Origin of the sequence: Plantibacter lichenum, from assembly GCF_050587525.1 — a bacterium.
In the GTDB taxonomy this organism is placed as follows: Bacteria; Actinomycetota; Actinomycetes; order Actinomycetales; family Microbacteriaceae; genus Plantibacter.
The window spans coordinates 536,666-561,035 of record NZ_JBOBFT010000001.1 but is presented as its reverse complement, the minus strand read 5'-3'; the positions used below and the strand labels follow the sequence as shown (position 1 = coordinate 561,035).

Here is a 24,370-nt window from a genome sequence, read left to right as displayed (position 1 = left end):
ACCGCGCGAGGGAAGGACGTTTCGGCTGAAACGATCCTTCTGCGGCGCGGTTCTCCTCCTGTCAGGCGGGCGGTCAGGCGGACGCGGCGGGTGCCAGCCTTACTTCACCTTCTTGATCGTGTACGTGAAGACGTCCGATCGCATGACGTCGCCGGACACCTTCACCGCCGTGATCGTGTGGTCGCCGTTCTTCAGCCCCGAGACCTCGAAGACCTGCTGACCCGACCTCCTGGCATCGGTCCGCGTGTCGACCGTCTTCCGGAACTTCCCGTCCACGTAGACGTCGACCGCGCCCTGGTCCGGACCCGTCGCGGTGAGCCACGAGACGCCCGTGCCTGTGAACGCGAACGTCACGAAGTCGCCGTTCGTCGCCGTGGAGTGGATGTCGTTGTGCCAGTCGCCCGTGAAGACGACGTCGAGCGCGGTGTCGCCGATCGGCAGCGTCTGGAGGTACGCGGCGCTGACCGTGACCGTCGATCCGGTGAGCTCGTAGTCCGTGCCCTTCACGAGCGTGTCGGCGCCGTGACGGATGCCGGTCAGCTCGCTCGGATCGCGGAGCACGTCCACCGCGACATCGGCCGCCGCGGCCTTGTCGAACGTCGCCGTACTCGTGCTCAGCAGGCTCTCGATCGTGACGTCGAGCTTGTCGAGCAGCATGTACGAGCCCGATTTCTTGACGACCTTGAGGGTGTGCGAACCGTTCGCGAGACCGTTCGCGCTGTACACGACCTGCTGCACGCCGCGCCCGTCCGCCGGATCGCGGTGGGTGCTCACGGTCTGCACGAGCGCGCCGTCGAGGTACACGTCCACGTCGCCCTGGGACTCGTGGGTCTCGGTCACGTAGTCGATGCCGGTGCCCTGGAACGTGTACTGGAAGGAGGCGTCGTTCGCTTCCGTGAAATGCACGTCGTCGTTGTAGTCGCCGAAGCCCCGACCGGAGCTCTGGCCCCACGAACCGCTGTAGCTGATGGCCGGGTCGGTGTCGTTGACGGCGATCTTACGGCCGTCCGACGGAACCGCAGGCGTGCCCTCGCCCGTCGACGAATCGATGACGGAAACGGTGAGCGGCTGGGACGTCGAGGCGACCTCCTGGTTGCCGTTGCGCGTCCACGATCCGTCGTAGCTGACCTGGAGGGCGTCGTCGTTGATCGCGATCGTCGAGTTCTTCGCCGGCGTGACCGTGAGGAGTCTCGTTCCGTGGATCGGGACGTCCTTGCCCGTGAACGCCGTGTCGAACTTCCCGAGGTTCTTGCCGGCCCACAGGTCGCGGACGGATGCACCCCCGGTCAGACCGAGGTCGGACCAGTTGACGGACACGTCTGCGTCCGTGCGACCCAGGTTGAACAGCGCCACCGTGTAGGAGCCGTCGGCGTTCGGCGAGTACCAGACCTGCTGCTTCGTCGCCGTCGAGACGGGCTGCGCGGGAACGGCGGCCTGGTTCACGGCCACGACTTCCTTGTTCGTGAGGAGGTCGATGCCGTACTGGTCGAGTTTCGTCATGTCGTTGCCGGTGTACATCGGTGCGGCCGAGATCGCCCAGAGCGTCGTCGCCGTGCGGCGCTCGTCACGCGTGAGGCCGTCCATCTGGCCGTTGCCCACGTTGAGCGAGTCGAAGTCCTGGAAGCCTCCGGGACCGGCGTGCCTCCACCAGTCGGCAGCGCGCGGGAATAGGCGGGCGATGTTGTCCCACGTCGTGAGCGCATCGGATCCGCAGTAGCACTCGACGTCCCAGTCGACCCGCCAGCCGTCGGCCTGCTCCTTCCAGAGGTCCGCGTAGTTGATGTCGAGCGCCCAGGACAGCTCGAACCAGATCTTGTTGCGGTGCAGGGCGGAGGACCAGGCGGCGACGTCGTCGCGGGCATCGAGTGAGAGGTCGCTGATACCGGAACCGGGCGTGACGCTGTCGAACTTCACGAAGTTGACGCCCCACGAACCGAGCAGGTCGGCGATCGAGTCGATGTACTTCTGCGAGCACGGGTTCGAGAAGTCGATGCGGTAGCCGATGTTCCAGTAGTCGGCCTGCTGGATGGGCTGCTTCACGATGTCGTGGGTCGTGCAGCCGGGAGCGTTGTAGATCGGGAGGGCTGCGTTGTACACGTCGGGAGAGATGCCCGGGATCATGTAGACGCCGAACTTCTGGCCGTTGCCGTGCACATGGTCGATGACCGACTGGAACCCGCTCGGGTACAGCTCGGTGCTGGGTGTGGGGCGGCCGTACTTGTCGACGCCGCCGTTCCAGCTCGCGTCGACGTTGATGTGGTCGTAGCCCGCAGACTGCAGTTTCGCGTGCATCGCATCGGACTGGGCGATGATCTGGTCCTCGTTGATCCACTTCCCGTTGCCGGAGTAGACCTGCATGCTGTAGCTGCTCCAGCCCATGTACGGCTTGGTCGCGAGGTCGTCCGGGCCGATCTTCGGGGCCGGGGTCGGCGCCTGCTTCGGCGGGGTCCGCTTGTCCGCGGGCTTCGCGTTGGGCTGCTTCGCGGTGTCGGCCGGTTTCGTGTCGGTGGGCTGCTCGGTGTTGCTCGGCGTCGGCTCGGCGGTGGCGGTGGGTTCGGTGGTGGGCGTCGGCGTCGTCGCCGGGTCCGTGCTGTCGGCCGGGTCCGTCGTGCCGACGGGATCCGGCGCCGGTGTTGCGGTGGCGGTCGATGTCGGGTCGGGTGTGGGCGTCGCCGCTGCGGGCCCGGTCATCCCGAGCGCGAGTGCGGCCGCCGCGGTGAGTGCGGCGATGGTCAGGCCTCCGCGCCTGACGCTTCTGGCGGTGTTCATCCGTTCCTTCCAGCGGTCGCTGGCGCTCTGGGCGCATCGGGACCGCAGTGTCCGTCCGGCGTCGGCGACGGGTGTCGCAAGGAGCATCGATGTCTGTGGAGCATCATTGCTCTCGGCGCGTCAAATACTTGACGACGTTAATAAACCACAGGGTGTGGACAGACCACAAGGGGCGGGCGCAAAAAAGACCCCTCGGTCGGGGGTCAGGGCTGCGGATGTCACTGCGCGAGAGGAGGAGAACCGCGCGAGAGAAGGACGTTTCCGGCGCATCGGTCCTTCCCTCGCGCGGTTCTCCTTCTGCCGGGCGGTGAGGGGTGGCCGGCGCAGGTGGCCGGCGCGGGGTTACCGCGCCCGCGCCGAGAGGGGGGCGCCCACGGGACTGCCGGTCGAGCCGCGGACGATGAGCTCCGGACGCAGGAGCACGGAGTGGTCGGGATCGCGCTCCGGATCGGCCTCCCGGGCGACGATCTGCTCGATGGCGAGGTGCGCCATCCGCGAGATCGGCTGGCGGACCGTGGTGAGCGCCGGGTCGACGAGTTCGGCGAGGAGGACGTCGTCGAATCCGACGACGGACACGTCCACGCCGACGCGCAGGCCCAGATCGCGGAGTCCGCGACAGAAGCCGAGCGCGGTCATGTCGTTGATCGTCACGATGCCGGTGGGCGGGTCGTCCTGCGCGAACAGGTCGAGCGCCGCGCGACGACCGACCTCGGAGGCTTCGACGGCCGCGAAGCCCTCGGCGTCGGCGAGCGGCCAGACGGGCATGTCCGCGACCTCGAGCCCGGCCGCTTCGACCGCCGCGACGAACCCGTCGTAGCGGCCGGCGCGGTTCACGGAGAGGAGCGACCCGGACACGAAGCTCAGCCGCTTGTGCCCGAGGCCCGTCAGATGGGATGCGGCGAGGTTGCCGCCGATGAAGTTGTTGATGCCGACGCTCGCGACGACGGGCGGGTCGTCCGGCTGGATCGGTCGGTCGAACAGGACGATGCGGAGGCCCTGCTCCACGGCGCCGGCGAGGTGCTGGAGCGACGGCAGTGAGGTGCAGAGCACGATGTCGCGCACGCCGTTGTCCCACAGTTCCTCGACGTACCCGCGCTCGCGATCGGGGTCGCGTTCGCTGTTGCAGAGGAGGACGTTGTAGCCGGCGGCGAGGGCTGCGTGCTCGAGCTCGCGGGCGAAGGCGCCCCAGAACGGGTTGCTGACCGACGGCACGATGAGTCCGACGGTCTTCGTCTGTCCCGTGCGGAGCTGGCGGGCGGCGCGGTTGGGGCGGTAGTCGAGTCGTCGCATCGCTTCCGCCACGCGTTCCCGCGTCTCGGGCAGCATCCGGTTGGTGCGGCCGTTGAGCACGTTCGAGACGGTGCTCGTGGACACGCCGGCTGCGAGGGCGACCTGCTGGATGGTGGCTTTCTCGGACACCGGCGTCCTCCTGGCGTGTGCGGTCGATACGGGCACCCGAGGTGGGCGCCGAATGGTACGCGCTCAGTGTATCGATCTACCACGCTCGCGCCAAGAGCAGGAAATTCTTGAGATCGATTTCGCCCCGGAATCACGCGGTTCCTGCACGCATCCAGTGCCCGGCGGTACCGCGATGCGTTGACGCTGCCACACATGCCGGTTATGGTCGGTGCATCGTTACACCGGATGGAAGTGAACCGGTCGACGACGACAACGACGTCACCTGGAGGAACATTCGTATGACCACCTGGACCGACCGGAGAACCCATCTCCGTCGAGCCGCGGCTCTCGGCATCGCCGCCGCCCTGACACTCGCCCTCGGCGCCTGTGCGAGCGATGCCGGCGACGAGAACGCCGACCCGAACGCCATCAGCGGCGACCTCACGATGCTCACGCCGATCTTCGAGGGTTCGGCCGGGCAGAAGCTGCTGGAGGACGAGCTCCTCCCGCAGTTCACCGCGATGTACCCGGACGTGCACGTCTCCGTCGACTACACGAACTACGCCCGCCTCAACGAGAAGCTCACGACGGGCGTCGTGGCCGGGCTCGTGCCGGACGTGATGATGATGGGCGTCGGCTGGATCGAGGCGTTCGCCGACCGCGGCGTCCTCGCCAACCTCACCGACGGCGGCCTGACGCCCGAATCGCTCGAAGCGACCATGACGCCCCAGATCGTCGAAGCGGGCCTCTGGAAGGGTGACGTCTACGGCGTCCCGATCATGCTCGATGCGCGCTTCGGCGTCGCTCGCATGGACCTCCTCCGCGAAGCCGGCTACGACGCCCCGCCGAAGACGTGGGACGAACTCGTGGAGATGTCGAAGGCGCTCACGGAGCGCGACGCGAAGGGCAAGCTGACGCGCACCGGCTTCGACATGCTCACGATCGAACCACGGCAGATGTTCGAGACCACGATGTTCTCCAACGGCGCCGACCTCTTCACCGACGACAACTCCTCGCCCGCGTTCGACTCGAAGGAGGGCGTCGAAGCGCTCGCCCGCATCGTCGATCTCTTCCACACCGACAAGGTCGAGGACACGGGCTTCTCCGCTCCGAACGCGACCGTGAACCCGCTCATCAACGGTCGCGCGGCCATGGCGATCGCCCACAACAACGTGTGGACGCAGGCGCAGGCCGCGGATCCCGAGATCGTCCAGTACCTCGAGCCCTTCCTGATCCCCGGCGATGCTCCGAGCATGTTCGTCGGCGGAACGATGGCGGCCGTCTCCGCCACGAGCAAGCACGAGAAGGCCGCGCAGAAGCTCGTCGAGTTCCTCGCCAGCCCCGGCCCGGCCCTCGCCGCCAATCAGCAGCGCGGCAACGTCCCTGCGCTCACGGAACTGCTCGACAGCGACTACGTGAGCGACAACCGGCTCGTCCAGTTCGCGATGGAGAACCTCCCCGTCGCGAAACGCGAGGGCGGCCCGCCGAAGTGGTTGGGACTGCGCGGCGACGTCGCTCCGGCCATCGAGAACGCCATCCTCCGCAAGAAGACGCCGAAGGCGGCGCTCTCGGACCTCGCCGATACCTTCCAGAAGAAGTTGGACCGCTGATCATGACCGCACTGCGCACTCCTGACGCGCCCGTCACGCTCCTCCCCGGCCGGGTCCCACTGACCCCGGCTCCCCGTCGCAAGCAGCGTCGCTCCGGCCTCTTCGGCTGGTTGATGGTCGCCCCGGCCGTGTTCCACATCGGCCTGTGGACGGCGATCCCCGTGCTCGCGACCATCGCCCTGAGCTTCACCGACTACGACATCTTCGATGCCCCGGCCTGGATCGGTCTCGACAATTACGTCGAGATCTTCCAGGACCCCGTGTTCGGCCAGGCCACCTGGAACACGCTCGTCTACACGTTCTGGACGGTTCCGGCATCGATGGCGATCGCCATGGTCATCGCTGTCGCACTGAACCAGAACCTGCGGCTCCGCACCTGGTTCCGCACAGCGTTCTTCCTGCCGCAGGTCACGGCCACGGTCGCCATCGCCATGGTGTGGCTGTGGATCTTCAACCCGCAGCAGGGCCTCCTGAACGGAGTGCTCGCGGTCATCGGCATCCCGGGGCAGGCGTGGCTCGCCGATCCGGAGTGGGCGCTGCCGTCCGTCATCCTGGTGGGCGCGTGGCAGGGCATCGGCATCAAGATGCTCATCTACATCGCAGCCCTCCAGAACGTCGACCCGTCGCTCTACGAAGCGGCCGCGGTCGACGGCGCCGGACCGATCCGGAAGTTCTTCGCGATCACCGTGCCGATGCTGAAGCCCGCCACGTTCTTCGTCCTCATCATCTCGATCATCGGCGCGTTCCAGGTGTTCGACCAGATCTACGTGCTCACCGACGGTGGGCCCGCGAACTCGACGACGATGATGACCTACGAGGTCTACCGCTCGGCGTTCCAGAACTTCGAGATGGGCATGGCCTCGGCCCAGTCCGTCCTCCTGTTCCTGATGCTGCTCGTGATGACCATCGCCGGCCGCCGCGCAACGAAGGGCGACGACGAATGACCGCGCAGCAGAACCTGAGCACCCGGTCGCTCGTGACCGGGGCCCACGAGGACTTCCCGCCCACGCACGTCGGGCGGCAGCAGCGCAGTCCGCGCCGCTGGGTCGGGAGGCTCGTGCTCAACGTCGTGCTCACGATCGGTGCGCTCACGATGGTCATCCCGTTCGTATGGATGATCATGACCTCGCTCAAGTCGCCGGCGGAGCTCGCCGAGTTCCCGCCGTCGTTCCTGCCGAAGGTGTGGCAGTGGAGCAACTACGCCGAAGCGCTGCAGGCGGCGCCCTTCGCAACGTACTTCCGCAACAGCTTCGTCATCTCGGCCGCGCACACGATCATCACCCTCGTCTTCGCCTCGATGGCCGGCTACTCGCTCGCCCGGGTGCGCTTCCGGGGTCGGGAGCTCGTGTTCCTCGGCTTCGTGGCGATGCTCATGATCCCCACGTACACGAAGATCGTCCCGCAGTTCCTCCTCGTGAAGTTCATGCCGCTCTTCGGCGGCAACGACATCCTCGGGCAGGGCGGCTCCGGCTGGCTCAACACCTGGTGGGCGCTCATCATCCCCGGCGGGCTGAGTGCGACGGCGATCTTCCTCTTCCGCCAGTTCTACCTGTCGATGCCGACGGAGCTCGCGGAAGCCGCGCGCATCGACGGCCTGGGCGAGTTCCGCATCTATTCGCAGATCTACACGCCGCTCATCAAGCCGGCCGTCGCGACCGTCGCCCTCCTCACCTTCCAGGAGAGCTGGAACAACTTCCTCTGGCCGCTGCTCGTGACCACGCGGGACGATCTCCGGGTGATTCAAGTCGGGCTCGCCGTCTTCCAACAGCTCGACGGCACTCAGTGGCAGTACCTCATGGCGGGGACGACGATGGCGACGATCCCCATGGTCCTGCTCTTCGTCTTCTGCCAGAAGTACTTCATCCAGGGCTTCACGAACGCCGGGATCAAGTGACCCCATGACCCCGCCCCGGCCCGTGTGCCGCAGCCCCGATCCCAGCTGACCGACCGACCATCCACCGCACCACAGAAGCAAAGGACCACCACCATGCAGATCGACCTCACCGGACGCCGTGCCCTCGTCACCGGAGGCGGCAGCGGCATCGGCGCGGCCATCGCCCGCGAGCTGGGTGCTCGCGGCGCCGACGTCGCCGTCCACTACGCCTCGAGCGCTGAAGGGGCCGAGCAACTCGTCGGAGAGCTCACCGCGGCGGGCCGGGCCTCGGTCGCGCTGCAGGGCGACCTGACGGTCACGGCCGATGCCGATCGCGTCGTCGCGGGAGCCGTGGAGGCGCTCGGTGGACTCGACATCGTCGTGAACAACGCCGGCCACCTCGTCGGCCGGGCGACCGTCGCGGAGATGAGCGACGAGCACTGGCACCGGGTGATCGACGTCAACCTCACGAGCGCGTTCGCCGTCTCGCGGGCGGCCGCTCCGCACCTCGCCGCCTCCGAGCACGGCCGTGTCGTCGTGATGTCGTCGCTCGCCGCGGAGAACGGCGGCGGTCAGGGATCGGTCGCCTACGCAACGGCCAAGGCCGGGGCCGTGGGATTCACGCGAGCTCTGGCGAAGGAGTTCGCGCCGGACGGCGTGACCGTCAACGCGGTCGCGCCCGGCTTCATCGAGGACACCGCGTTCCACAACACCTTCACGCCGCCGGAGGCGCAGAAGAACATGATCGCCGGGATCCCGCTGCAGCGTGCTGGGACGGTTGAGGACGTCGCCAACGTGACCGCGTTCCTCGCCTCCGACCTCTCGTCGTTCGTCACCGGACAGGTCATCGACATCAACGGCGGGACGAACTTCCGATGATCGTCGCTGCGGCTGGTGCTCGTAGGGCCGGGGCTGGGATCGGGGCCGACGTCGGCGCTGGCGTCGGTACTCGTGGCGGGACCGGTGCTGATGCCGTCGCTCGCGTCGACGCGCTCGTGACCGCTCTGCGCGGCGGCTGGTGGCACGACTACGCCTGCCCGACGCACGGCACGGAACTCCTCGCCGCGCGGGGCGAGGTCTTCCCGTGCGAGTACGGCTGCGAGCTGCAGGGCGAGCCGTTCGCCTCGGCGTGGGTCGTGTACGAGCACCAGGCCGCAGCGCGTCGGGCACGGCTGCTCGCGCATCGATCCGTCGCCACCGGTTCTCCGGCGGATCGTGACGAGGCCGCCGCGATCGTCGCGGAGTTCGCGAGCGTGTACGCATCGCTCGTCGGTGACGGCTGGAACGCGGGCGCGGAAGCCTGGATGCTGCAGGGCAAGCTCTTCAAGCAGGCGCTCACGGAAGCGATCTGGGCGGTGCAGCTCGCCGACGCCGTGAGCGTCCTCGGCCGCTCCGGCGTCTCGTTCGGGGCACCCGTCGTCTCGATGCTCGGCTCCCTGCTCGACACGATCATCGCGGCCCGCCAGGTGCTCGTCGAGGACCGCGGCGACCCGACGAGCAACTACGTCGCCTGGCTCGATGCGGCGGGCAGCCTCCTCGTCCGTGCGCTCGACGACCTCGGCCGCACCTCCCTGATCCCGGCAGACGCCGAGCGGGGTGTGTGGCTCGACCGGGTCGGTGCGCACGCCGCCATCGCTGTGCGCGACGACGGCTGGGAGTGGGAGGGCTCCACCTATTACCACCTGTTCGTGCTGCGCGCGTATCTGCTCGCGCTCGCCGATGTCGACCCGGCCGCCGTGCCCACCGAGACCGTCACGCGACTCCGGTCGATGGTCGACGTGCTCGCCCGGTTCGCCGGCCCGGACGGCACGCTCCCGATGCTCCACGACGGACCATGCGACCGCGTCGGCGTGCACCTCGAAGTGCTCGAGATCTGTGTGCTCGCCGGACAGTTCTGGTCGGATCCTGCGCTCGACGGTGTGGAAGCGCGGGTGCGTGAGCTCCTCGGCGAGACCTTCGACGGCCTCGAAGACCTGTTGGGCGGATGGTTCGGCGGCGGAGCGGTCGATGCGCACACATCCTCTCCGCGCGCATCCGATGCTCGAGCATCCACGCTCTTCGCCGACGTCGGGTACGCCGTCCTGCGCGACGCCGACGACGCCCTCCAGGCCGTCCTCGACGCAGGACCGCACGGCGGGTCCCACGGCCATCTCGACACCCTGGCGCTCTACCTCACTGGCGACGGCGTCGCCTGGCAGCCGGCGCCCGGCGTCCCGCCCTACGGCAACGCGCTGCGCCACGGCCACTACCGGCGGACCCTCGCCCATCCCACCATCCGCGTCGACGAGCTCGACCAGCTGGAGAGCACGGGCGTCGTCGAGTCGTGGCGTGCTGACGGCATCACCACGCGCGTCGTCGCCTCGTCCGATGCCGCGATCCCGGGTGTCGAGCTGCGCCGCTTCGTCGAGATCCTCGACGGCGGAATCGTCGTCGACGTGTTCCGCGCGGTCGTCCTCGACGGGATCGAACGCCGCATCACCCTCGCGCTGCGTCCGGCCGTCCCGTTCGCGGTCACCGCGGTGGACGAAGGCTGGCGCACGCGGTGGAGCGGCGGCGGTGCGGCGGACCACGGTCCGACCCTGCACGGCGTGCACCGCACGAGCAGCCCGGCGACGCTGCTCGCCTCACCCGGCCGCGGCCCCTCCGACGACCCCGCCGCGCTGCAGCTCGTCGGCGACTGGACCGCCATCGCCTCGGACGTCACCTTCGTCTCTGTCTACGCGACTGCGGATGCCGACGCCTCGCCCATCGCCTCCGTCGAGGTGTGGGAGGACGCCGAGAACGCTGCCGGACTCGTGCGCGTCATCCTCACCGACGGCCGGATCCTCGAGGGCGGTTCACCCTCGTGACCCGCCCGCTCCTGTTGGAAGGCCGCGAGGACGCACTGCGCGCGGACCTCGGCGGGGTGCGTTCGCCGCAGCTCCGACGGCTGCTCGAGGAATGCGAACGGCTGAAGCATGTGCCGCTGCCGGTCGAGCATCCGTCCGCGTCGATCACGTACTTCGGACCTGCGTCCGCGAACCTCGCACTCGCGTTCCGGCTCACGCGCCAGCCGCAGTACCTCGCCGAGCTCCGCCGCTGGCTCACCCCACCGCTCGCGTTCCCGCACTGGGGCAAGGCGCACATGCCGGATCACGACCTCGATGCCGGTTGGCTGCTCCACGGGCTGTCCCTCGCGTTCGCGTGGGCGGGCGATGCGCTGCCGCCCGCGGAACGTGCGGCGCTCCGTGACCGACTGGTGCTCCAGGGCACGCGGATGCACGAGTTCGCCGTCGCGAGCGAAGGCGAGTGGTGGGCGTCGTCGTACTGGCAGAACCACAACTGGATCTGCTTCGCCGGCCTCGCAACGGCCGGGTACGTGCTCGGCGACGAGCATCGGGCGGCATCGGCCTGGACGGCCCTCGCGAAGGCCAACTTCGACACCGTGCTCGACCTCCTCCCGACCGACGGCTCCAACCACGAAGGGGTCGTGTACTGGCGCTACGGCGAACCGTGGCTCGTGACCTACCTCGACGTGTTGCGAGCGGCGGAGGGCGTCGACTGGTTCCCGCGAAGCGATCACCTGCGCGAGACGTTCTGGTTCCGGCTCCACCAGTCCGCGCCGGACCTCGAACGGATCGTCGACCACGGCGACTGCCACGATCGGCGCAGTGGGCACTCCGTCGCGCTGTATCGGAAACTCGCAGCCGAGTACCGGATCCCCGAGGCGCAGTGGTTCGCGGACCTCGTGAGCGCCGACTTCTTCTGGCGCGAGGCATCGGACAGCGGTGTGCGCCCCGGCGTGCGACCGGAGGCGTACCAGGAGCTGCTCTGGTACGACCCGACCGTCGAACCGCGAGGGCTCGACGAGGTGCCGACGAGCCGATACTTCCCCGACCTCGGCCTCGTCGCCGGGCGGACGTCGTGGGACCCTGATGCCGTCCTCGTGTCCTTCAAGGCTGCTCCCGGCGGCGGTCACCGCGCATGGGAGGCGTCGCATCGCCTCGACGCGGAGCGCGGCTGGACGACGCTCAACACGGGCCACTACCACCCGGACGCCGGATCGTTCGTCCTGATCGGCGCGGGGGAGTACCTCGCGATCGACGAGGGCTACTCCAATCACAAGCGGGTCGAGCACCACAACGGGATCCTCATCGACGGCGCGGGTTTCGGCCGTGAGGGCCACTACGACGTGTACGCGAGCCTCGACGTGGACCGCACGGCGCGGATGCTCCACGTGACGCTCGAGGACGGCTGGGTGCACGCGGTCAGCGAGATCGGGGCGATGTTCGATCCCGCACTCGGGATCGAGCGCGTGCGTCGGCACCTCGTCCGCGCGCCGGACGGGGTGCTCGTGATCGTCGACGAACTGCGAGCCGATGGTCCGCGCACGTGGACGTGGTTGCTGCAGACCGACAATCCGGCGGTGGCCGTGGAGGGGCGCCCCGGTGCGGAGCCCGGTGCGCAGGGCGTCGGCCTCACCCGCTCGGACTGGATCGCGCCCGCGGGAACCGCATCGCTCCGCGTCGCCGCCTTCGACGCGCAGGCGACGACGCACAGCGTGCATCCGACGATCGTGCAGGCGAACCCGACCTCGTCGACGCCGGGCCTCTCGATCGAGCACGTGCAGCACACGCTGCGGCGGACGACCGAGCCGAGGCGTGCCGCGCACTTCGTGACCGTGCTGGAGCCGCTCGGCTGGGGAGCGGACGATGCGTCGTCGGTCTCGGTCCGATTGGACGCGGCTCCTGGAGCCTCCGATCTCGACGGCGCGACGATCCGCATCGAACGGGACGCAGTGACCGAGGAGGTGCGGATCCGGTTCGACGGCGAGCGGCCGGACGTCGATGCCGCAGGGTCCGGTGGTTGGACGGTCGGCGCCGGGTTCGCGGGGCTGCGAGGATGAGCACCGTGACCAGGCAGCGCAGCGCCCCGTCCGGCGGCGGTCGCCGGGGTCCGGCGGACGGGCGTCCGAGTGGCGGACAGGCTGGTCGGCCGGGTGGCCGACCGGGCGGCTGGGAGAGTCGACTCCTCGCAGCGCTCGTCTACCCGACGAACCTCGCCGCTGCCGGCATCGCGGCCTTCCTGCTCTCGCTCCTCGTCGTCACGGCACTCCCCGCCGCCATCGCTGCGGCCCGCGCGCTGAACGCCTGGCAGGTCGACGGCGAGACGGCCGTGTTCACCCGCACCTTCCGTGAGTTCGCGAGGACGTGGAAGCGCTCGTGGCTCGGCGGGGTGCTCGCGGCGCTCGCCGGCGCGCTGCTCGTCGTGGACGCCGCCTTCCTCACCGATCAGCTCGCGCAGGGGTCCTCGATCGCGATCGTGCTGCTCGCCGCGACCGTGCCCGTCGCCATCGCCCTCGCGTTGCTGCTCCTCGCGATCCCGGTGGCTGCGTCGCGGCTGCCCGATGCGGGGCTGCGCGACTGGCTGGTCGGGGCCGGAGCGCTCGTCGCGTGGCGGCCGTTCCGATCGGTGTTCCTGCTCGCGATCGTGGTGGCGCTCGCGCTCACCTGCTACCTGTTGCCCGCGTTCGCGCCGTTCTTCGGGGCATCGCTCCCGGTGTACCTCGCGCTCGTCACTTGGCGACTGCCGGTGCCGCGCTCGCAGTGAGTCGGCCGACGAGTTCGGCGATCTGCTCCCGCGTGGCCGGGTTCTCGTCGAACGAGTTGCGGATCATGAGCCCTTCGATGAGCGCGTCGATGCCGCGCGCGGTCACGGCGTCGAAGTGGAGCTGGAGCGCCGCACGGCTCTCCGCCATCCAGCCGCGCACCACGGTTCGCACGGCCTCGTCGCAGCTCGCGAAGGAGTACAGCTCGAAGTTGAGGACCTGCGTGCCTGCATCCCCGAACGGTCCGCAGATGATGTCGGTGACCGCATCGCGCGCCTCGTCGGCGGTCGTCGCGGCGGACAGCTGCTCACGGAACGCGCGCGAGAAGCGCTCGGCGAGGAGGGTGAAGGCTTCGATGAGGAGCGGCTGCTTGCCCTCGAAGTAGTAGGTCATGGAGCCGAGCGGCACGTCGGCCCGCTCGGCGACGCGGCGCATCGTCGTTCCGGCCGTGCCGCGTTCCGCGACGACGTCGAGCGTCGCCTCGAGGATGACGTTGCGGCGATCGGGGTCCGGTGGGCGGGGTGTTCTCCTGCTCGCGCTCGGGGTGGTGCTGCGGGTCATGGGACTCCTCGTGTCGGCCGGTATGGCACATGTACGAACGTACACGTAGACTCGTCGAGTTGCATGTACAGACGTACATGTTCATCCTTCGAGAGTGAGAGCCCGCCCGTGAACCCAGCCGTCCGTCTTCGACGGTTCGCCCTCTACATCTGCTTCTTCGTCCCCGGCATCGCGATGGCGTCCTGGGTCACCAGGACGCCCGCGATCCGCGACCTCACCGACTCGTCGACCGCGCAGATGGGCCTCGTCCTGCTCGGTCTCTCGATCGGCTCGATGACCGGCGTCCTCTCGGCGACGCCGCTCCTCCGCCGCTTCAGCACGCGTCCCGTCATCGCGGTCGGCGCCTCGCTGGTCCTCGTGGGCACCGCGGTCGTCGCGCTCGGCGGGGCGATGGCGTCGGCACCGGTCGTCTTCGTCGGCCTCATCCTCTTCGGCCTCGGCATGGGTGCAGAGGAGATCGCCGTGAATGTCGAGGGCGCCGCCGTCGAGCGTCTCCTGGGCCGGCCCGTGCTGCCCGCGCTGCACGGCTGCTACAGCTTCGGAACGGTCATCGGCGCGCTCATCGGCATCGGATTCACCGCCATCGCCTTCCCCGTCGAGTGGCATCTCGCCATGATCGCCGTGATCGCGTTGCCCGCCGTCGTGTGGGCGATCCGTCACATCCCGTCCGGTGAGGGTCTGGCGTCGAACGACGAGGAGACCAACCAGGGAATCGCCGCCGCCTCGACCGCCTCGCTCCTGAAGGACCGACGCCTGCTCTTCATCGGCGTCATCGTGCTCGCGATGGCGTTCGCCGAGGGGTCCGCGAGTGACTGGCTGCCACTGCTCATGGTGGACGGTCACGGCTTCACGGCCACGTCCGGATCGCTCGTGTACGCGGCCTTCGCCGCATCGATGACGATCGGCCGCTTCTTCGGCGGCCCGATCATCGAGCGGTTCGGTCGGGTCTGGGTCCTGCGGGGCAGCGCCGTGCTCGGCGGTGCGGGTGTCGTGGTCGTGATCTTCGCCGACAACCCGATCTTCGCGGGGCTCGCCGTGGTGCTCTGGGGGCTCGGCGCGAGCCTCGGGTTCCCGGTCAGCCTGTCGGCCGCGGGCGACTCCGGCCCCGATTCAGCGCGTCGCGTCGGCATCGCTGCGACCGCCGGCTACTTCGCGTTCCTCGTCGGGCCGCCGCTCCTCGGCTTCCTCGGCGAGCACTTCGGGCTGCGTTCGGCGATGCTGGCCGTGCTGGCGCTCCTCGCCGTCGCTGTCTTCGTCGCGCCTGCCGCGCGGTCGCCTCGGCTCGTCCCCACCCCCTAACCACTTCTGCCGAGGGGTCGCAAATTGCGGGTGTGCGTGCGCGGCACCCGCAAGTTGCGACCCCTCGGCAGAAGAAGGGGGCGCGACCTCAGGGCAGGTAGCCTCGCGCCCCCGCCATCAGGCGCGCGATGAGGAGCGTCGGATCGACGATCTCGCCTGCACGGATGCGTTCGTCGAGGTCCGCGACCGGCATGCGGACCACCCGGACCTGCTCGGAGGGATCACTCAGGTCGGGCGATCCGGGCTCGGCGCCGAATCCGATGAACAGGTGCACCGGCCACGACGACCGTCCGGGGTTCGGGAAGAACGTGTGCAGGGGCTCGATGCGGATCGGCACGAGTCCCGTCTCCTCCTCGCACTCGCGAATCGCGGCATCGCGAGGGTCCTCTCCGGCATTGCCTCCGCCGGCTGGAAGATCGAGGATCCACTGGTCGATCGGGTAGCGGTACTGCCTGGTCAGGACGATCTCGTCACCGGGGAGGACGAGGAGGACGGCGACTGCGAAGGAGACGCTTGCGTCGACCTCGTACCTGGTGCGGGTTCCATCCGGCAACGCGACCTCATGATCGACGATCTTCACGCGCCCATCGTGGACGAGCGTCTCGTTGATCGTCGTCCAGTGGTCTTCGGGCAGGTCGGTGGCCGTCGTCGCGCGCATCCTCCATCGTCACACAGGCCAACGTGCGGCAGGCAAGCATCAGCACGAGGGAAGGAGAACCGCGCGAGAGAAGGACAAGATGGCGCGAAACGTCCTTCCCTCGCGCGGTTCTCCTTCTGCGAGGTGGACTCAAGCCGTGCGGCGGTCCGGGCTCAGGCGATACGCCCAGCTCCCACGGACCGGCCCGCGCGCAACGCCCACACGAGCAGCCACACCGCGACGATCGGCGCAGCGAGTGGCAGCAGCATCGCAGCCATCAGACCGAGCGTCCCCGCCGTCCCGACACCCACGCCGATCCCGAGCAGGACGCGGGGCAGCCCTCGGGGCGGCAGGGCGCGCGTCAGGACGACCGCGGTGACGAGGCCGATACCCACGGCCGCGCCGATGTTGAGCGGCCACTGCATCGAGTTCCCCGCCCCCACACCCTGCGCTGCGGCGACGAAGCCGAGCGCCAGGAGCCCCGAGCCGGCCGCGACCCACATCCATGCGCCGAACCGGTTCGCGACGATGATCCCGAGCGCGAGGACGAGCGGAACTGCCGCGACTGCTCCCGCCGACAAGCCCGCGTTCATCGCCTGCGTGCCGTCGAGCGAGACGCCCGGCCAGAACGTCCCGCTCAGTGCGAATGCCGCACACGCCAGCCCGGCGATGCCGCTCACGCCGGCGAAGGTCGCGACGAGTCGCCACTGTTCGCGTCGTAGGGGTTCGGGAACGGGCCGTCGTGAGAGGGGCGCCCGGGCCCCGTCCACGGTGTCGGACGATCGAGGCGCGCGACGCAACCGCTGCACGATGGTCAGGACCGCGATCGAGACGACGAGGGCGACGACCACCCCGGGAGCCGGCGTGATCACCGCGAATCCCGCCGGAACGACTGCGATCGCGCAGAGGATCGCGGCGCCCATCCAGGCGATCCACCTCCTCCGCGCGGGAACCAGGAGCGCTTCCATCACCGGGGTGGTCGCTGCCGTCGCGGCGGCCCATGACGCGAGTGCGAGCGGGAGGAATAGTCCGCCGAACGTCGATCGGGGGAGTCCCGCATCGGCTTCGTCGAATCCCGTCGACCACGATGCGACGGTCAGCGCTCCGAGCGTCCAGGCGATCGAGCCGACCACGCCGACCCACACGGCAGCACGGGTGGTGAGCGTGCCGATGTGCCGAAGGAGCGCCGCGACGGCGATGGAGAGCAGGGCCGGGGCGACCGCCACCGAGATGAGCGGGAGCACCCAGGTCCACGCCCAGGCACCGTCCGTGATGACGACGACCCAGATGACCGCGGCGACAGCCGAGAGCGCGAGCGCGACGGTCGACAGCCATGAGGCGAGGACGAGTGCCCTGCTCGGGCTCTCCTCGCGCGTCGCGTTCCGGTCGGTCTGCGGAGTCGTCGGTTCCATCCTCCATGGTCACACAGGCCGACGTGCGGCAGGCAAGCACCTGCACAAGAGAAGGAGAACCGCGCGAGAGGAGGACCGGATGGCGCGAAACGTCCTTCTCTCGTGCGGTTCTCCTGCTGCGGGGCGGGCGTCGTGGAGACCGGAACCACCGCGAAGCGCTCCGCGCATGTTGCGCGATGTGTCGACGGCGCTCGACGTGGACGCCACTCGGAGGTTCACTGGACGAAGCCCCTGCGCATCGACGCGTCGTCGCGAGGGGCGAACAGCACACCCAGCGCGAGCAGCACGAGGAACGCAAGCAGCACGAGGAGAGGACGGCACCAGTGTCACACGGTCACGACACCGATCACCGCCGCGGATTCACCACCCAGCAGGTGCACGCGGGAGCGGAGGCGGTCGACGGTCACCAGCCGCGCGCGCTCCCCATCTACCTGAGCGCTGGCTTCGTCTTCGACGACTTCGACCAGGCGAGCGATCGCTTCGGCGCCGACGACCCCGGCTACAGCTACACGCGCATGGGCAACCCGACGACCGATGCCGTCGAGCGTCGCCTCGCCGTCCTCGAAGGCGGTGTCGACGCCATCCTCCTCGGCACCGGCCAGGCCGCCGTGAGCGTCGCCCTCCTCGCCATCCTGCAGGCCGGCGACGACCTCCTCATCGCCCCGAGCATCTACGAGGGCTCGCGCGGCCTCTTCACCGACAACTTCTCCCGCCTCGGCATCACCACGCACGAGGTGTCCGACGCAGCCGATGCCGACGCCTGGGATCGTGCGATCCTCCCGAACACGCGGGCGATCTTCATCGAGTCGATCCCGAATCCCCGCAATGATCTCGTCGACATCCGTCTGGTCGCCGACGTCGCGCACCGACACGGCATCCCGCTCATCGTCGACAACACCTTCGCGACCCCGTACCTCCTGCGACCGCTCGAGCACGGTGCGGACATCGTCGTGCACTCGGCGAGCAAGTTCCTCTCCGGCCACGGAACGGTCCTCGGCGGTGTGGTGATCGACGGCGGCGCCTTCGACTGGAACACGGTGCCCGGCCGGTACGCGCACCTCACCGAACCGAACGCGGGTCTCGGCGATCGCAGCTACGTGGACCTCGCTGGGGCCGCCGCCTACGCGGCGTACGCACGTCGCGTCGTCACAGCCCGCTTCGGCCCGACGCCCTCCCCGTTCAACGCGTTCCTCCTGCAGCAGGGCATCGAGACCCTCTCGCTCCGCGTGGAACGGCAGAGCGCCAACGCACTCGCCATCGCCGCTTGGCTCGAAGCCCGTCCGGAAGTGACGAGCGTCGACTACTCCGGCCTGCCGTCGAACGCCTACCACGGGCTCGCGCAGACCTACCTGCCGCGCGGCCAGGGCTCGGTGTTCTCCTTCACCCTCCGCGGTGGACTCGATGCTGCGCGCACGTTCATCAACGCCGTCGACGTGTTCACGCGCATGACGAACCTCGGGGACGTGCGCTCGCTCATCCTGCACCCCGGTTCGACGACCCACATCCTCCGCACACCGGAACAGTTGGCCGCCGCTGGCATCACGGACGGCCTCATCCGTCTGTCGGTGGGGATCGAGGACATCGAGGATCTGCTCGCCGACCTCGACCAGGCGTTCCAGGCCGTCGCCGATGCCGCGCTCCCGCCAGCGGTTCGGGTGGAGGCGGTGGAAGCCGATGCCGCGCAGACCGACGTCGCGCACGCAGGCACCTCGGCGCCGGTCATCATCCCGCAGACCGCGGTCCCCGTATCCGCAGCGGTCCCCGCATCCGCGCCCCGCACCGAAGCATTCGCCCCCGCAGGAGGTCTCCGATGACGAAGCAGCAGCATTTCGGCTGGTTCCTGTCCCGCGGTTTCGGCCCGCACGGCTGGGGCCACCCGTACCTCGACTGGGATTACCGCTGGCAGGAGCCCGACCTCTACCAGCAGTCCGCGCGTGAACTCGAGCAGGCCGGCCTCGACCTCCTCATCATCGAGGACGCCCTCTCGCTCGGCAACGAGCAGACGCTCGACCTGCGTGTGCGTGGCGCGTACGGCGGTCCGAAGCACGATCCACTGAGCCTCACGCCGTTCATCTTCCAGGCGACGAACGAGCTGGGCGTCGTGCCGACCGTGAACCCGCTGCAGTTCCCGCCGTACCAGGCGGCCCGCCAGTTCGCATCGCTCCACCACTTGAGCAAGAACCGTCTGGGGCTGAACGTCGTGACCGATGTCGGCAGCAGTCGCCACTTCGGTGTCCCGGCGCTCCAGCACGACGGCGCGTACGACCGTGCGGAGGAGTGGCTCGGCGGCGTCCGTGACCTCTGGCACAGCTGGGGTCCTGGCGCGCTCATCGAGGACCGGCAGACCGGGATCTTCGCCGACGGCACGAAACTCGAACCGAACCACCATCGCGGCACCTACTACGACTTCGACGGCCCGCTCAGCGCACTGCCGTTCAGTGAGGGCGATCCGATCGTCGTCTCGCCGGGATCGTCGCCTCGCGGGCTCGCTTTCACCGGTCGGCACTCGGAGATCCAGCTCGCGCTCGCCCCGCTCGACGTCGCGAGCATCCGCGCCTACCGCGAACGCGTCCTCACGGCCGCAGCGGCGACCGGTCGCACCGCGCCGCCGCCGAAGATCCTCTTCGTGTTCAAGCCGATCATCGTGGGCAGCGCGGAGGAAGCGGACCGCCTCGTCGCCGCATCCGCCCACCCGACCGATGAGCAATTGCTGACCGTCGCGCTCGGCTGGTCGAGCGACCTCGAGACCGACCTCACCGGCATCGATCTGGACAGTCACGTGGACCCGGCGATCTTCGGCGACCACGTCTCCCGCGGGAGCATCAACGCGTTCCTCGCCGGGTCCGACTTCGCGACCTCGACGCTGCGCGAACTCCTGATCCCGAAGACGAAGCTCGGTCGCATCTCGAAGGGCGAGGGGCTCGTCGGCACGGCTGACGAGGTCGCCGACTTCATCGAGCTGTTGGGCGACGAGGCGGACAACGACGGGCTCATCTTCGCGGGCGACCTGCACCCGGTCACCGTGCACCGGACGCTCGACGAGCTCGTGCCGATCCTGCGTCGCCGCGGCATCCTGCGTCGCGAGTTCGGCGGCGGCGGTCTGCGGGGCAACCTCAGCGACTTCTAGGGGCAGCCGCGCGGCGCCGACTGCTGCTCGTGCTGCAGCCTCCTGCTAGGCCGATCCCGCCCCGCAGAAGGAAAACCGCGCGGGAGAAGGACGATTCCGCGCGAATCATCCTTCTGCCGGGCAGTTCTCCTGCGCTCGTGTGTGAAGCACCGGTCCCGGCGTCACATCTGGGTCATGTCCAGCACGAAGCGGTACGTCACGTCGTTGCGTGCCAATCGTTCGAACGCAGTGTTGACCTCCCTGGCCGGGAGGACTTCCACGTCGGCGCTGATGCGGTGCTCCTGGCAGAAATCGAGCATCGCCTGGGTGCCTGGAATCCCGCCGCTTCCGGCCGACGCGATGCTCTTCCTGCCGATGAGGAGCGCCATCGGATCGAACTCCATGGATCCGAGTGCTCCCAAGGAGCAGAGCGTTCCATCGAGGGCCAACGCGCGGAGATACGGGGTCAGATCGTGGGGTGCGGATGCGGTGTCAAGGATGAAATCGAACCGATTCGCTTGGCTCGCCATCGCCTCCTCGTCGCTGGAGAGGACGACGTCATCCGCGCCGAGTGCAAGCGCGCCCGCTGCTTTGCTCGCGGAGGTGGTGAAGAGCACGACGTGTGCTCCGAGAGCGTGTGCGAACTTGACGGCGAGGTGTCCGAGTCCGCCGAGTCCGACGACACCGACCGTCATCCCCGGGCCGACGCGCCAACGCGCGAGAGGTTCCCAGACGGTCACGCCGGCGCACATGAGTGGCGCGACGGCCGCCGGGTCGAGCCCTTCGGGCAGCCGATAGACGAATCGTTCCGCGCTGACGTACTCCTGGGAGTACGCGCCCTGCGTGGTGGAGCCGTCGTGGCGGTCCGTGCCCCCGTACGTGAGGGTGGGGAATTCGACACAGTAATTCTCCTGACCGGCCAGGCACATGACGCAGGCGCCGCATGAGTCGACGATGTTCCCGACCGCGACGCCGTCGCCCACCCGAAATCGGGTCACTGCCGGTCCTACGGCCGAGACGGTTCCGACGAACTCGTGGCCGGGCACGATCGGGTGGACTCCGCCGTCATGAACGGCGCCGACATCGGAGTAGCACACCCCGCAGTAGAGGACGGTGATCGCGACGTCGTCGTCGCGCAGCTCGCGCCGCTCGATCTCGCGAAGGATGAGCGGGCTGGTCCGCGTCTCGGCCGAATACCCGGGGGTGAGTCTCATGGTGCGCTCCTTCGTCGAAACAAACTAGTTAGTTTGTGATGTCCGATGAACGTACGCGACAACTCCGGTGTTGTCAAACCAACTAGTTTGTTACCTTTGAGGCATGGCTGAACGAGAAGACACTCGGACCCGGATCCTGACGGCGGCGTACGCGGAGTTCGCGCGCCATGGCTTCGCCGGCGCGCGAGTCGATCGGATCTCGGCGAATGCGCAAGCGAACAAGGCTCAGCTCTACGCGTTCTACGGAAGCAAGGACGGACTCTTCGAAGCTGTTCTTCAGGCATCGTTCGACGACATCATGAATGCCGTGCCCATCGATGCGACCGACCTGCCCGGATACGCGGTGCGCCTCTACGACGAGTACCTGGAGCATCCGGAACTCGTGCGGCTCTCAACGTGGGCGCGCCTCGAGCGGTCCTCGGTCGGGCATCTCGTGCTGGAGGCTGAACGGCTCGACGCGGGCAAGTTGGCTGCCATCGCCCAAGCTCAAGCCGTCGGCATCATCGACCCCGGACTCGACCCGTTCGAGGTGCTGACCACCGTGATCGCGATGTCGATGACCTGGTCCCCGGCGAGTGCGACGTACGCGGCCGACGCGAGCGAGGCCGAGGCGACCCATGAGCGACGACGGGCCGTTCTGCGAACGCTCGTCGGACGTGCGTTTGCGCCCGTCTCGGAGTGAGGGCGACCTCCTGACGGGAGGGTAACCGCGCGGGAAAAGGACGATTCTGCGGAATCCGTCCTTCTGTGGGGAGGTTCTCCTGGTCTCAGGCGCCCCCGAGCGGCAGTGCGCAGAGGCGGTCAGCGCGGGAGCGTGAGGATCTCGGCACCGGTCTCGGTGATCGCGATCGTGTGCTCGCTGTGCGCGGTGCGGCAGCCCGTGGCGCTGCGGAGCGTCCAGCCGTCGGCGTCCGTGACGAGCACGTCGGTGTCCGCCATGACCCACGGCTCCAGCGCGAGCAGGAGTCCGGGGCGCAGCTTGTAGCCGCGTCCGGGGCGTCCGTCGTTCGAGACGTGCGGATCCTGGTGCATGGTCGAGCCGATGCCGTGGCCGCCGAATTCGAGGTTGATCGGGTACCCGGCATCGCTGAGGACCGTGCCGATGGCGTGCGACAGGTCGCCGATGCGCGCTCCGGGACGAGCGGCGGCGATGCCGGCGGCCAGCGCGCGTTCGGTGGCATCGATCATCGCGAGGCTCTCCGCCGGTTGTGTGGGGCCGACGACGAAGCTGATGGCGGAGTCCGCCGCGACACCGTCCAGGAGGACGGCCAGGTCGAGGGTCAGGAGGTCGCCGTCGGCGAGGCGGTAGTCGTGCGGGAGCCCGTGGAGGACTGCATCGTTGACAGCCGTGCAGATGTAGTGGCCGAACGGGCCGCTCCCGAAGGACGGCGCGTAGTCGACGTAGCAGGACACGGCGCCTGCTTCGAGGATCATGGCCTTCGCCCACCGGTCGATGTCGAGGAGGTTGGTGCCGACGGTCGCGCGGCGCTTCAGCGTGTGCAGGATGGTGGCGACGAGTGCGCCGGTCTCCCGTGCTCTGGTCACTTCGGTGGGGGTGAGGATCTCGATCATGCGACGCCTTTCTCATGGACCAGATAACTATACCGGCCAAAGAATACCGGTACTAGAATCGGAGTCATGGTCAGACTGCCGCTCACCCCCACCGACGTCGAGCGCGGCCGGCGCCTCGGCGCCCTGCTGCGTGAGGCGCGAGGGGGCAGGTCGATGCTCGAGGTCGCGCTCGAAGCGCGCGTCTCGCCCGAGACCCTGCGGAAGATCGAGACGGGGCGCATCGCCACCCCCGCATTCCCCACGATCGCAGCGATCGCCGACGTCCTCGGGCTCTCGCTCGACGTCGTGTGGGCCGCGATGACGCACCCCGAACGCGGTGTGGAGCCGGGTGGGCTCGATGCCGATGCCGTGGGTGCCGCTCGTGGGGTGGGCGTGCGACTGGTCTCCTAGGCTGCGCACTCGTCATTCGCGGGCGACCGGCCCGGGGTGAGGAGGACTGCGCGAGGAGCGGATGGTCCGCGGGATCGCTTCCTGCTGTGGGGCTGCGCTCCTGCTGTCGTGCGCCTGCGCGTCTGTGCGCCTGCGCACCGCGGGAATTCTGCCTGGCTAGGAGCGGGGCCCGTCGAGGCCGGTTACCCCGAGGAGTTCGAGTGCGCGATCGGCGTGAGTGCGAGCGTCCGCGCGCGACGGCGCCGTGGTCAGGCCGAGGAGGCGCTTGCGGTGCGCCTCGCCGAGGAGGAGTCCGACGAGCGCTTCCGCGACGGCCCGATCGTCGGAGTCGGAGTCTGAGTATGAGGAGGGGCCGGAGGAGGAGTGGGTGCCGGAGTCGACGCCCGAGTCGAAACCCGCTCGCGCGTCCCGACCGCCGAGCCGCGCCGTGATGACGTCGATCCAGCCCTGGGGGCCGCCCGCGTAGAAGGCGGCCGCGAGCTCCGGGAACTGCGGCGACTCCGCGATCATGAGGCGGTGCAACCCCACGGCCTCGTCCGAGTGCAGGGTGTGGACGATGCGCGCGGCGAGTGCTTCGAGCGTCTCGTCGGGTGAGGCGGCCGCGAGCGTTTCGATGCGGAAACGTTCGATCGCGGCCGTGAACAGTTCCGCCTTGTCGCCGAACGATGTGTAGATCGTCCGTTTGGTGACGCGGGCGTCGGCTGCGATGTCGTCGATCGAGGTGCGTCCGAAGCCCGATGCGATGAAACGTGCGACAGCGGCGTCGAGGATCTGGCTGCGGCGTCCGTCGCGCTCGCTGTCCCGGGGCCGGCCTCGTCGACGAGCGTCGCTTGCGGGTTCGCTGCTCATGATCGCGCCTTCCGGGAGTCTGTGTGCAGGATCCATCCTATAATGAAACTCGTTCGTATCATTATTTCCACGGTGATCTCCGCGGGAACGAGT

General features: G+C 68.9%; 20 protein-coding genes. 12 read left to right on the top strand and 8 right to left on the bottom strand.

The window, feature by feature from the left end:
- Positions 1-99: 99 nt before the first annotated feature.
- Together ACQ3HB_RS02380 and ACQ3HB_RS02375 are read right to left on the bottom strand one after the other, a co-directional pair.
- Positions 100-2,769 (bottom strand): X2-like carbohydrate binding domain-containing protein, encoded by a 2,670-nt coding sequence (locus ACQ3HB_RS02380; RefSeq protein ID WP_430917381.1) that lies wholly within the window; start codon positions 2,767-2,769, stop codon positions 100-102.
- Between the two features lie 342 nt (positions 2,770-3,111).
- Positions 3,112-4,188, bottom strand: a complete 1,077-nt coding sequence (locus ACQ3HB_RS02375) for a LacI family DNA-binding transcriptional regulator (RefSeq protein WP_430917379.1) — start codon at positions 4,186-4,188, stop codon at positions 3,112-3,114.
- Positions 4,189-4,466: 278 nt separating this feature from the next.
- Between ACQ3HB_RS02375 and ACQ3HB_RS02370 the strand changes: the two genes are divergently transcribed.
- From ACQ3HB_RS02370 to ACQ3HB_RS02340, 7 genes are all read left to right on the top strand, one after another.
- Entirely contained in the window at positions 4,467-5,777 is a 1,311-nt protein-coding gene (locus tag ACQ3HB_RS02370) for an extracellular solute-binding protein (protein WP_430917377.1), read from the top strand.
- A 2-nt stretch (positions 5,778-5,779) separates the two neighbouring features.
- Positions 5,780-6,721: a carbohydrate ABC transporter permease gene (locus ACQ3HB_RS02365; protein WP_430917375.1), complete on the top strand. Its 942-nt coding sequence runs from the start codon at positions 5,780-5,782 to the stop codon at positions 6,719-6,721.
- Positions 6,718-7,671 carry a carbohydrate ABC transporter permease gene (locus ACQ3HB_RS02360; protein ID WP_430917373.1) on the top strand — a complete coding sequence of 318 codons (954 nt, stop codon included), beginning with the start codon at positions 6,718-6,720 and terminating at the stop codon, positions 7,669-7,671. Before ACQ3HB_RS02365 ends, ACQ3HB_RS02360 begins: the two co-directional genes overlap by 4 nt.
- 93 nt (positions 7,672-7,764) lie before the next feature.
- Positions 7,765-8,529, top strand: a complete 765-nt coding sequence (locus tag ACQ3HB_RS02355) for an SDR family NAD(P)-dependent oxidoreductase (protein WP_430917371.1) — start codon at positions 7,765-7,767, stop codon at positions 8,527-8,529.
- Positions 8,526-10,499, top strand: coding sequence for a heparinase II/III domain-containing protein (locus ACQ3HB_RS02350; RefSeq protein WP_430917369.1), 1,974 nt, complete (start codon positions 8,526-8,528; stop codon positions 10,497-10,499). Before ACQ3HB_RS02355 ends, ACQ3HB_RS02350 begins: the two co-directional genes overlap by 4 nt.
- Positions 10,496-12,535, top strand: a complete 2,040-nt coding sequence (locus tag ACQ3HB_RS02345; RefSeq protein WP_430917367.1) for a DUF4962 domain-containing protein — start codon at positions 10,496-10,498, stop codon at positions 12,533-12,535. Before ACQ3HB_RS02350 ends, ACQ3HB_RS02345 begins: the two co-directional genes overlap by 4 nt.
- Before the next feature lie 5 nt (positions 12,536-12,540).
- The gene (locus tag ACQ3HB_RS02340) at positions 12,541-13,239 is read left to right on the top strand and encodes a DUF624 domain-containing protein (protein ID WP_430917365.1); all 699 of its coding nucleotides are present in this window, start codon (positions 12,541-12,543) and stop codon (positions 13,237-13,239) included.
- Here the strand turns inward: ACQ3HB_RS02340 and ACQ3HB_RS02335 are convergent.
- Complete coding sequence (locus ACQ3HB_RS02335) at positions 13,205-13,798, bottom strand: TetR/AcrR family transcriptional regulator (RefSeq protein ID WP_430917363.1); 594 nt, start codon at positions 13,796-13,798, stop codon at positions 13,205-13,207. The two genes, ACQ3HB_RS02340 and ACQ3HB_RS02335, sit on opposite strands and share 35 nt — an antisense overlap.
- A gap of 108 nt (positions 13,799-13,906) precedes the next feature.
- On the opposite strand from ACQ3HB_RS02335, the gene ACQ3HB_RS02330 reads away from it, so the two are divergent.
- Positions 13,907-15,097: an MFS transporter gene (locus tag ACQ3HB_RS02330; protein ID WP_430917362.1), complete on the top strand. Its 1,191-nt coding sequence runs from the start codon at positions 13,907-13,909 to the stop codon at positions 15,095-15,097.
- A gap of 88 nt (positions 15,098-15,185) precedes the next feature.
- On the opposite strand, the gene ACQ3HB_RS02325 is transcribed toward ACQ3HB_RS02330, so the two are convergent.
- Positions 15,186-15,755 carry an NUDIX hydrolase gene (locus ACQ3HB_RS02325; protein ID WP_430917360.1) on the bottom strand — a complete coding sequence of 190 codons (570 nt, stop codon included), beginning with the start codon at positions 15,753-15,755 and terminating at the stop codon, positions 15,186-15,188.
- Between the two features lie 152 nt (positions 15,756-15,907).
- Complete coding sequence (locus tag ACQ3HB_RS02320; protein WP_430917358.1) at positions 15,908-17,146, bottom strand: hypothetical protein; 1,239 nt, start codon at positions 17,144-17,146, stop codon at positions 15,908-15,910.
- 323 nt (positions 17,147-17,469) lie between these two features.
- Between ACQ3HB_RS02320 and ACQ3HB_RS02315 the strand changes: the two genes are divergently transcribed.
- Positions 17,470-18,960 carry an O-acetylhomoserine aminocarboxypropyltransferase/cysteine synthase family protein gene (locus tag ACQ3HB_RS02315; protein ID WP_430917357.1) on the top strand — a complete coding sequence of 497 codons (1,491 nt, stop codon included), beginning with the start codon at positions 17,470-17,472 and terminating at the stop codon, positions 18,958-18,960.
- On the top strand, positions 18,957-20,273 hold the full coding sequence (locus tag ACQ3HB_RS02310; RefSeq protein WP_430917355.1) for an LLM class flavin-dependent oxidoreductase: 1,317 nt from the start codon (positions 18,957-18,959) through the stop codon (positions 20,271-20,273). Before ACQ3HB_RS02315 ends, ACQ3HB_RS02310 begins: the two co-directional genes overlap by 4 nt.
- A gap of 161 nt (positions 20,274-20,434) precedes the next feature.
- Here the strand turns inward: ACQ3HB_RS02310 and ACQ3HB_RS02305 are convergent, their stop codons facing one another.
- Entirely contained in the window at positions 20,435-21,466 is a 1,032-nt protein-coding gene (locus tag ACQ3HB_RS02305; protein ID WP_430917353.1) for an NAD(P)-dependent alcohol dehydrogenase, read from the bottom strand.
- Positions 21,467-21,569: 103 nt separating this feature from the next.
- Between ACQ3HB_RS02305 and ACQ3HB_RS02300 the strand changes: the two genes are divergently transcribed.
- On the top strand, positions 21,570-22,148 hold the full coding sequence (locus ACQ3HB_RS02300; protein WP_430917352.1) for a TetR family transcriptional regulator: 579 nt from the start codon (positions 21,570-21,572) through the stop codon (positions 22,146-22,148).
- Between the two features lie 119 nt (positions 22,149-22,267).
- On the opposite strand, the gene map is transcribed toward ACQ3HB_RS02300, so the two are convergent.
- The gene (gene map, locus ACQ3HB_RS02295) at positions 22,268-23,038 is read right to left on the bottom strand and encodes a type I methionyl aminopeptidase (protein ID WP_430917350.1); all 771 of its coding nucleotides are present in this window, start codon (positions 23,036-23,038) and stop codon (positions 22,268-22,270) included.
- Between the two features lie 66 nt (positions 23,039-23,104).
- Between map and ACQ3HB_RS02290 the strand changes: the two genes are divergently transcribed.
- Complete coding sequence (locus tag ACQ3HB_RS02290; RefSeq protein ID WP_430917349.1) at positions 23,105-23,428, top strand: helix-turn-helix transcriptional regulator; 324 nt, start codon at positions 23,105-23,107, stop codon at positions 23,426-23,428.
- Positions 23,429-23,584: 156 nt separating this feature from the next.
- Here the strand turns inward: ACQ3HB_RS02290 and ACQ3HB_RS02285 are convergent, their stop codons facing one another.
- Positions 23,585-24,277, bottom strand: a complete 693-nt coding sequence (locus ACQ3HB_RS02285; RefSeq protein ID WP_430917347.1) for a TetR/AcrR family transcriptional regulator — start codon at positions 24,275-24,277, stop codon at positions 23,585-23,587.
- Between the last annotated feature and the right edge of the window lie 93 nt (positions 24,278-24,370).

Coding starts and splice junctions, on each gene's coding strand:
- ACQ3HB_RS02380 (WP_430917381.1), bottom strand. CDS start 2,769: ATGAACACCGCCAGAAGCGTCAGGCGCGGAGGCCTGACCATCGCCGCA.
- ACQ3HB_RS02370 (WP_430917377.1), top strand. CDS start 4,467: ATGACCACCTGGACCGACCGGAGAACCCATCTCCGTCGAGCCGCGGCT.
- ACQ3HB_RS02365 (WP_430917375.1), top strand. CDS start 5,780: ATGACCGCACTGCGCACTCCTGACGCGCCCGTCACGCTCCTCCCCGGC.
- ACQ3HB_RS02360 (WP_430917373.1), top strand. CDS start 6,718: ATGACCGCGCAGCAGAACCTGAGCACCCGGTCGCTCGTGACCGGGGCC.
- ACQ3HB_RS02355 (WP_430917371.1), top strand. CDS start 7,765: ATGCAGATCGACCTCACCGGACGCCGTGCCCTCGTCACCGGAGGCGGC.
- ACQ3HB_RS02350 (WP_430917369.1), top strand. CDS start 8,526: ATGATCGTCGCTGCGGCTGGTGCTCGTAGGGCCGGGGCTGGGATCGGG.
- ACQ3HB_RS02335 (WP_430917363.1), bottom strand. CDS start 13,798: ATGACCCGCAGCACCACCCCGAGCGCGAGCAGGAGAACACCCCGCCCA.
- ACQ3HB_RS02325 (WP_430917360.1), bottom strand. CDS start 15,755: ATGCGCGCGACGACGGCCACCGACCTGCCCGAAGACCACTGGACGACG.
- ACQ3HB_RS02320 (WP_430917358.1), bottom strand. CDS start 17,146: ATGGAACCGACGACTCCGCAGACCGACCGGAACGCGACGCGCGAGGAG.
- ACQ3HB_RS02310 (WP_430917355.1), top strand. CDS start 18,957: ATGACGAAGCAGCAGCATTTCGGCTGGTTCCTGTCCCGCGGTTTCGGC.
- ACQ3HB_RS02305 (WP_430917353.1), bottom strand. CDS start 21,466: ATGAGACTCACCCCCGGGTATTCGGCCGAGACGCGGACCAGCCCGCTC.
- ACQ3HB_RS02300 (WP_430917352.1), top strand. CDS start 21,570: ATGGCTGAACGAGAAGACACTCGGACCCGGATCCTGACGGCGGCGTAC.
- map (WP_430917350.1), bottom strand. CDS start 23,038: ATGATCGAGATCCTCACCCCCACCGAAGTGACCAGAGCACGGGAGACC.
- ACQ3HB_RS02290 (WP_430917349.1), top strand. CDS start 23,105: ATGGTCAGACTGCCGCTCACCCCCACCGACGTCGAGCGCGGCCGGCGC.
- ACQ3HB_RS02285 (WP_430917347.1), bottom strand. CDS start 24,277: ATGAGCAGCGAACCCGCAAGCGACGCTCGTCGACGAGGCCGGCCCCGG.